7 protein-coding genes and 1 pseudogene are annotated in these 7,650 nt (G+C 64.6%); all 8 read left to right on the top strand.

Annotated elements, in window-relative coordinates:
• Positions 1-238 precede the first annotated feature (238 nt).
• Entirely contained in the window at positions 239-1,702 is a 1,464-nt protein-coding gene (locus tag EDL96_RS13260; RefSeq protein ID WP_123826700.1) for an aromatic ring-hydroxylating dioxygenase subunit alpha, read from the top strand.
• 2 nt (positions 1,703-1,704) lie between these two features.
• The gene (locus tag EDL96_RS13255) at positions 1,705-2,310 is read left to right on the top strand and encodes a 3-phenylpropionate/cinnamic acid dioxygenase subunit beta (RefSeq protein ID WP_123826699.1); all 606 of its coding nucleotides are present in this window, start codon (positions 1,705-1,707) and stop codon (positions 2,308-2,310) included.
• Positions 2,307-2,612 carry a hypothetical protein gene (locus EDL96_RS13250; protein ID WP_123826698.1) on the top strand — a complete coding sequence of 102 codons (306 nt, stop codon included), beginning with the start codon at positions 2,307-2,309 and terminating at the stop codon, positions 2,610-2,612. Before EDL96_RS13255 ends, EDL96_RS13250 begins: the two co-directional genes overlap by 4 nt.
• Before the next feature lie 47 nt (positions 2,613-2,659).
• Positions 2,660-2,857, top strand: a complete 198-nt coding sequence (locus EDL96_RS13245) for a ferredoxin (protein WP_123826697.1) — start codon at positions 2,660-2,662, stop codon at positions 2,855-2,857.
• Positions 2,854-4,089 carry an NAD(P)/FAD-dependent oxidoreductase gene (locus tag EDL96_RS13240; RefSeq protein WP_123826696.1) on the top strand — a complete coding sequence of 412 codons (1,236 nt, stop codon included), beginning with the start codon at positions 2,854-2,856 and terminating at the stop codon, positions 4,087-4,089. Before EDL96_RS13245 ends, EDL96_RS13240 begins: the two co-directional genes overlap by 4 nt.
• Positions 4,086-4,835 carry a class II aldolase/adducin family protein gene (locus EDL96_RS13235; protein WP_123826695.1) on the top strand — a complete coding sequence of 250 codons (750 nt, stop codon included), beginning with the start codon at positions 4,086-4,088 and terminating at the stop codon, positions 4,833-4,835. The genes EDL96_RS13240 and EDL96_RS13235 overlap by 4 nt, the downstream gene beginning before the upstream one ends.
• The gene (locus EDL96_RS13230; protein ID WP_233568902.1) at positions 4,832-5,683 is read left to right on the top strand and encodes an IclR family transcriptional regulator; all 852 of its coding nucleotides are present in this window, start codon (positions 4,832-4,834) and stop codon (positions 5,681-5,683) included. Before EDL96_RS13235 ends, EDL96_RS13230 begins: the two co-directional genes overlap by 4 nt.
• A 178-nt stretch (positions 5,684-5,861) precedes the next feature.
• Positions 5,862-7,027, top strand: a pseudogene (locus EDL96_RS13225) (IS3 family transposase).
• Positions 7,028-7,650 lie beyond the last annotated feature (623 nt).

Genomic DNA, 7,650 nt, shown 5'->3' with positions numbered 1-7,650 from the left:
GGAGCACGTCGAGGCCTTCCGGATGGGCAGTGTAGGAACTTCCATCTTCGGAAGGCCTCGACGCCTACCCGGTCACCGCCACGCCAGCGGCCACTTCGGGGTCTACACCCTCATCTGTGAAGAGCCCGTAAAAACCGAGTCGGGGGTTGACGCGCATCACAAAGTACGGCACTCTCTTTCCTACAGAGTCTACCTCTGCTCTCCAGACGTACCGCTCAGATCGACAAGGAGCACTCCCATGACAGATCACCACGGCGTCCTGGAGGACGTCCGACGCGGAATGATCCCCGCGCACATCTACAACGACAAAGAGATCTTCGAGCTGGAGAAGGAGCGGCTCTTCAGCCGCACCTGGATGTTCGTTGGCCACGAGTCCGAGGTCCCCGAGGCCGGCGACTACGTGGTTCGCCGGATCCTCGAAGACTCGTTCATCATCTCCCGGGACGAAAAGGGCCAGGTCCACGCCCTATTCAACATGTGTCTCCACCGCGGCATGCAGGTCTGCCGCGCAGAGATGGGCAACGCCTCCCACTTCCGGTGCCCCTATCACGGCTGGTCATACCGCAACGACGGGCGCATCGTCGGCCTGCCCTTCCATAAGGAGGCCTACGGCGGGGAGGAAGGCTTCAAGAAGAAGGGCCAGACCCTACTGCCCGCTCCCTCGCTGGCCACGTACAACGGACTGATCTTCATCAACATGGACCCGGACGCCGAGCCCCTCGAGGACTTCCTGGGAGACTTCAAGTTCTACCTGGACTACTACACGAAGCAGAGCGCCGACGGCATCGAGCTGCGCGGGCCGCAGCGCTGGCGAGTCAAGGCCAACTGGAAGATTGGCGCTGAGAACTTCGCCGGGGACATGTACCACACACCCCAGACCCACACCTCCGTGGTGGAGATCGGTCTCTTCCGCGAGCCGAAGGCCGAGAAGCGCAAGGACGGCACCACCTACTGGGCAGGCAACGGCGGCGGTACGACGTACAAGCTGCCCGAAGGCAGTCTGGAGGATCGCCTGCGCTACGTGGGTTACCCAGACGAGATGATCGCTCGAATGAAGGAGCAGTGGACCCAACAGCAGCTCGACGTCGTCGGCAAGGACGGGTTCATGGTCTCAGCCGCCTCGGTGTTCCCGAACATGAGCTTCGTCCACAACTGGCCGAGGGTCGAGGAGGGCTCCGATGAGGTGCTTCCCTTCATCTCCATCCGCATGTGGCAGCCGGTCAGCGAGAACGAGACCGAGATCCTCTCGTGGTTCGCCGTCGATAAGAACGCGTCGGAGGAGTTCAAGGCGCTCTCCTACAAGGCGTACATCATGTGCTTCGGCAGCGGTGGCATGTTCGAGCAGGACGACGTCGAAAACTGGGTGTCCCTCACCAACACCGCCGCCGGGTCCATGGCACGGCGCCTGCTACTCAACAGCCGGATGGGCATGCTCGAGAACGGTCAGAACGTCGTTGAGGCACTGTCCCCCGAGGAGTACTCGGGGCCCGGCTCCACCCGTATCGGGTACAGCGAATACAACCAGCGAGAGCTGCTGCGCCGGTGGGCAGAGCACCTCGAGCGGCCGGCAGAAGCCGCCGCACAGGTGCAGGTTGGCTCGGATCCCGTGCAGGCCTCCCCTGCCGCGGGCTCGGGGCCTGCACGTCCCGCCAGCGGTAGCGCCGAAACCGTGCCCGCAGCGACCCTTCACGAGGAGGCCTGACCATGAGCGTTCGAGCAGCACACGAGAACGAAAACATGACGCTGTCCGAGCAGTCGACATTGGGAGCCCACGCCCCCCGGACACAACGGACCGGGCAGAGCCTCCCGTTCAACGACGACCTCCACCTGGAGGCGCACCGGTGGCTGGTTGACGAAGCATACCTGCTGGACATGCAGGACTACGACGAGTGGCTCGCCCGGATCGCAGACGACGTGCACTACCTCATGCCGGTCCGCGTCACCACCGCACTGGGTGCCGGATACACCACCTCACCCGGCACGGCGCACTGGGACGAGAACAAGTACTCGCTCAGCCGCCGCGTGGCGCGCTTCGACACGGAGCACGCGTGGACCGAGGACCCGCCGTCACGGCTGCGCCACTACATCACCAATGTGCGCACCTTCCGGACCCCCAACCCGAACGAAATCATCGTGGACTCGGCGGTCCTGCTGTTCCGCAGCCGAGGCGATGTCGGGGAAGCCGCCACCGTGTCCGCGGGACGCGAGGACCTCCTCCGTCGAACCGGGGCCGGGTGGGAACTCGCCCGGCGCACCATCATGGTTGATGAGTCGGTCATCCGCATGCAGAACCTGGCGATCTTCCTATGAAACTGGAATGGGAAGGCGAAGAGGAGGATCGCGTCGCGGCCATTCGGGCCGCCGAGGAACGTCGCCGACTGGAGCAGCACGTCACCGGTGACCCGATCGTGATCGCCAACGAGTTCTCCGAGGTTCAGGTCACCCGCATCGAGACCCGCAACGGCTCACGGCTGTTGATCAAGTCCCCACGCTCGGGCCAGTGGGTCACGCTATGTCCCCTGGAACTGGAGTCCCTGACCTGGCAGGCCCCTGCCACGTTCTCGGCCATGATCGGCCACCCCTTCGGGCCTCTCGTAACCGAAGACGAATAGACACTCCCAATTACCAGAGCACCACCGCTTTACGAAGGAATGTGACCATGCCTGTAGTCAAAGCTGACCTCGAAGCCTGTCAGGGGTATGCAAACTGCGTCGTCGGAGCCTCTGACTATTTCGACCTCGACGACGACGGGGTCGTCGAAATCCTCAGGACCGAAGTCCCCGAAGCTGACCGCGCCCGCGTCACCGAGGCTGCGCGGAGCTGCCCCGTCTCCGCTCTCAAGGTGGAGGAAGCATGAGCGCGGGCACCGTCGTCATCGTCGGGTCCTCCATCGCAGGGGTGCGCACCGCGCAGTCACTCCGCCTGGAAGGATTTGAAGGCGAGATCATGCTCGTCGGGGAGGAAACGGAACTTCCCTACGACAAGCCGCCGCTGTCCAAATCAGTCCTGGCGGGAACCACCGACGAGGACTCGATCCGCCTGCTGACCCAGGAGCAGGCCGATACCGACGGCATCCGCCTGCTCCTGGGATACCGCGCCGTCGGCCTGGACATCACCGAGAACATGCTGGAACTCGAGGGGCACGAACCCCTCCACTACGATCAGCTAGTCGTCGCCACGGGAGCTGCTCCACGTCCCTCGCCCTGGGGCCAGCCTCCAGGAATCCACGTGCTACGCACGCTCGAGGATGCCCGTGAACTGCGCAGGGACCTCCTCCGGGGCGGGTCCCTCGCCGTCATCGGCGCGGGGTTCATCGGCGCCGAAGCCGCAGCCACCGCCCGTTCCCTGGGACTCGATGTCACAGTCATCGATCCGGTTCCCGTGCCCATGAGCCGTATCTTCAATCCAGAGATCGGCCACTGGTTCGGCGACCTACATCGGGAGAACGGTGTCAACACCATGTTCGGCGTCGGCGTGGAATCCGTCGAGGGCGAGGGGGGCAATTTCACCGTCCACCTGACCAACGGCAAGAGTGTGCCGGCGGCAACTGTGCTGGTCGGCATCGGGGTCACCCCTAACGACTCCTGGCTTAGTGCCTCCGGCCTGCTCGTGGACAACGGGGTCGTGCTCAACGAGTATTGCCAAGCCGTCGACGCGGCAAACGTGTACGCGGTCGGAGACGTGGCCCGGTGGCGTCACCAGAAGCACGGCGAGGACGTCCGGATCGAGCACTGGACCAACGCGGTCGAGCAGGCCGCGTGCGTGGCCCACAACATCACGCATCCAGATCAGCCGCGTGCCTACACCCCTATCGAGTACGTGTGGAGCGATCAGCACGACTGGAAGATCCAGGTCGTGGGACGTGTCGGGGGCAATGTCGACCATGTCGTCATTGGGCATCCCCAGATCCACGGCAGATTCGTGGCCCTGTACACCACGGATGGCACGACTCTTCGAGGCGCAGCAATCGTGAACTGGCCCAAGGCGCTCCTCGCCTGCCGGATCGGCATGGCCCAGGGCACCACTGTGCAGGGGCTGCGCGACAAGCTCGAACCCCAGCTTCAGCCCCAACCGACGGGAGCATCATGACCTCGGAAGACCCGTCGCCCCAGGACCACGGGCCGGAGCGGGAGGCCATCGCCGGGGCCTGCCGGGTTCTGGCACACCGGGGCCTGGCCGACGGCATCCTCGGGCACATCAGCCTCCGTATCGCCGAGGATACGCTGCTGGTGCGGTGCCGGGGCCCCCGCGAGCGAGGACTCGCCTACACCCGGGCCGAGGATATCCGCCTAGTGGACCTCGACGGGAACCCCGCAGCCGTCGGTGAACTGGGCGGCGGTTACACGGTCCCCAACGAACTGCCGTTGCACACCGAGCTGTTCCGACGCCGTACCGACCTCCGGGCTGTGGTCCACGCTCATCCTCCACGAGTGGTCGCCGCGGATCTCGCGGGACTGACCGTTCGCCCCATCGTGGGCGCGTACGACATCCCCGGAACCCGCCTCGCGGCCGATGGGGTGCCTGTCTATCCCCGTGGAGTCCTGATTCGTAACCGGCGGCTCGCGGCCGAGATGGCCGATGCCATGGGAGCAAGACCCGTCGTGGTGCTCCGTGGGCACGGCCTGACGAGTGCAGCAGAGACTGTCGAGAGAGCGGTGCTGCAAGCGATCAGCGTGGATTCTTTGGCGGGCCTGGCCCTGAAGGTGGCATCTGCGGGCGGAGAGCTCGTCGACCTACCCGACGCTGACATGGCCGAACTCCCCGACCTCGGAGGAGCGTTCAACACCGGGACCGCTTGGAGGCACGAACTGGCACGTCTAGGTGAGCGGTGTTGAAAGCCGCCACCCCGGTCAGGCCGCGAATGCCGCCGCCGCTCGGTACGATGAAGTCCATGCCCTCATCAGAGCAGAAGGACACGTCCCGGTACGGCCCTCCCCCGCAGTACCCCATAGAGTCCGTCGACAACGCACTGCGGCTATTGCTGCTGTTCGAGACCCGCCCGAGCGTCCGGCTCACGGACGCAAGCAAGTACTTGAGCGTGGCCTCGTCCACGGCCCATCGCCTCTTGGGAATGCTCCTCTATCGCGGATTCGTCCGACAGAATCCCCAGACCAAGGCGTACGAGCCCGGACAGGCACTCAGCTCCATCGCCGTCGCCATCCGCCGCCATGTCGACATCGGCACCCTGATCCGCCCCGCGATGGAACAGCTTTTCGAGGCCACCGGCGAAACAGTGCATTTTGCCGAGCTCGAGGGATCGAACGCCCACTTCCTCGAGGCGATCGAAAGTCAACGTGCCGTCCGCGTCGCGTCACGTCGCGGAGCCACCCTTCCGGCTAACTGCACCGCGACGGGCAAGGCGATGCTTAGCCTACTCACGATGGATCAGCTCCACGCACTCTACCCGCAGGAGAAACTTCCAGGCCTCACCAAGAGCTCCATCACTTATCGGACGGATTTGGAGCGTGCGCTTGACCTTATCCGGGACACTGGCTATGCCACGAGCCGTGAAGAAAGTGAAGACGGTGTCATGTCGGTGGCTGTGCCTGTCGTCAGTCCGGACGGCAAATGCTATGGCATCAATGTGTCGGTTCCCGCTCACCGCATGGCTGAACAACTACGCAGTGAACTCGGCGCGATGCTCCAGGCCACGGCCAGAGAGATCCAGAGCCTGCTCGTGTGACGCTCCAAAATGGCGGGCAGCACGGGAATTGTCAAGGTGTTTGAGGCCAGCGGGTGTCAGGCGGCTGCGGGTTGCGCGGCCAGTGGTCGGTTGATCCAGGCGTCGGTGAGGACTGGTGCGCGGGTAGGTGTCACATGATCTATGGCGCCCAGGAGCGTTGCAGGGAAGGATGTGCACCATGCCCGCTCCCTACCCTCAGGAGTTCCGTGACGCGTCCGCGTCGCGAGGAACCGTGAACCTGGTCAGAAGCTCTCGGTGATCGCGAAGGACTCCGGGATTGCCGAGTCGTGCCTGACGAACTGGATGCGCCAGGCCGACGTCGAAGACGGGGCCCGACCCGGCAAGACGCGGCAGGAATCATCCGAGCTGTGCGATCTGCGTCGACGTCACCGTCTGCTCGAGCAGGAGAACGAGGTCTTGCGCCGCGCGGCCGCGTATCTGCCGCAGGCGAACCTGCCGGGAAAAGGCTCTACCCGCCCGTGAGCGAGCGCGCCGTTGACGGGATTCCCGTCGCAGTGTCCTCGCGGATCCTGAAGCTCCCCCGCCAGCCCTATTACCGCTGGCGGCAACAGCAGGTCACCCAGTCCGAGCTGGTCGAGGCGTACCGGGCCACTGCCCTGTTCGATGCCCACCAGGATGATCCCGAGTTCGGGTATCGCTTCCTGGCCGATGAAGCGGAGACCGCGGGCCAGCGCATGTGTGAGCGGACCGCGTGGCGGATCTGCCGAGACACCCGGTGGTGGTCCGTGTTCGGCAAGAAGCGCGGGAAGAACGGGAAGCGCCCGGGCCCGCCCGTGCACGTCGACCTCGTCCGGCGGGACTTCACCACCGATGACGTCAACGAGCTCTGGCCCACAGACATCACCGAGCACTGGAGGCAGGAAGGCAAGCTCTACCTCTGGGCGATCAAGGACGCCTTCTCCGCCCGGATCGGGGGCTACTCGATCAGCGACCGGATGAAGACCCGTCTCGCTGTGAACGCACTGGCCAGCGCCGTCTCCAGGCGCGGCGCCGTCGCCGGATGCATCGTCCATTCGGACCGCGGATCCCAGCCAGTTTCGAGCGCGGCGCTTCGTGCACGCGCTGAACCATCATCGGCTCGTGGGCTCGATGGGGAGGATCGGTGCCGCTGGCGACAACGCGGCGATGGACCCCTTTTTTGCGCTGCTTCAGAAGAACGTCCTGGACCGCAAACGCTGGCGCACCCGCGAGGAACTCCGCATTGCGATCATCACCTGGATCGAGCGGACCTACCACCGACGACGCCGACAGACCCGCCTGGGCCGATTGACCCCCATCGAATACGAGACCATCATGAACCCGACCGTCACCCTGGCGGCCTAACCCCAGCTGACCCCTGATCGCGCACCAGTCCCACCATCGTCGCCCCACTCAAGGTGTCCGGACTACCGGGGCCACTTCAGACCTGCCCCACGGTTGGGACTACCCCGGTTTCCTTGAGTCAACGGAAGTCGGGGCAGTCACCGTCGTTGGTAGCACTGTCTGCGCATCGAGCGCAGGTACAGGAGGGCCCATCGGCACCCTTCTGTCGGCGCGCGGTGATCCAGCTCCCAGCGAGCTTGCCACTTAACGGCAGCAGCACCCACGTGAGTGCAGCAACCAGAAGCATGGCGGTCAAGGCGGTGCTCAACGGCGCTGGCCACCCAACGGTCAAGCGTGGCACAAGTAGGGACAGCAACAAGCTCGTGGGGTAGACACAGACGAAAGTGACCACCGCTTGTCGCCACTTTATGGGCCGCAGAGGCGCTGTCACGAGCGGAAAACCCATCGACGGATCACACGATCAATAAAAAAGGACATAGCAAAACGGTAACAGCGAATGAGGTTGACCCCGTTCGGTGGACGTCCTTGATGGTCAGGCCCGGTGCCTGGCAGGGAGGATGTTCCTGTGGGAGCCAAACGGAAGAGGTACACGCCCGCGTACCGGCGTGATGCCGCGCATCTGG

It is taken from the genome of Kocuria soli, assembly GCF_003797835.1.
GTDB classification, from domain to species: Bacteria; Actinomycetota; Actinomycetes; order Actinomycetales; family Micrococcaceae; genus Kocuria; species Kocuria soli.
This window is presented reverse-complemented; position numbering and strand designations above follow the sequence as displayed.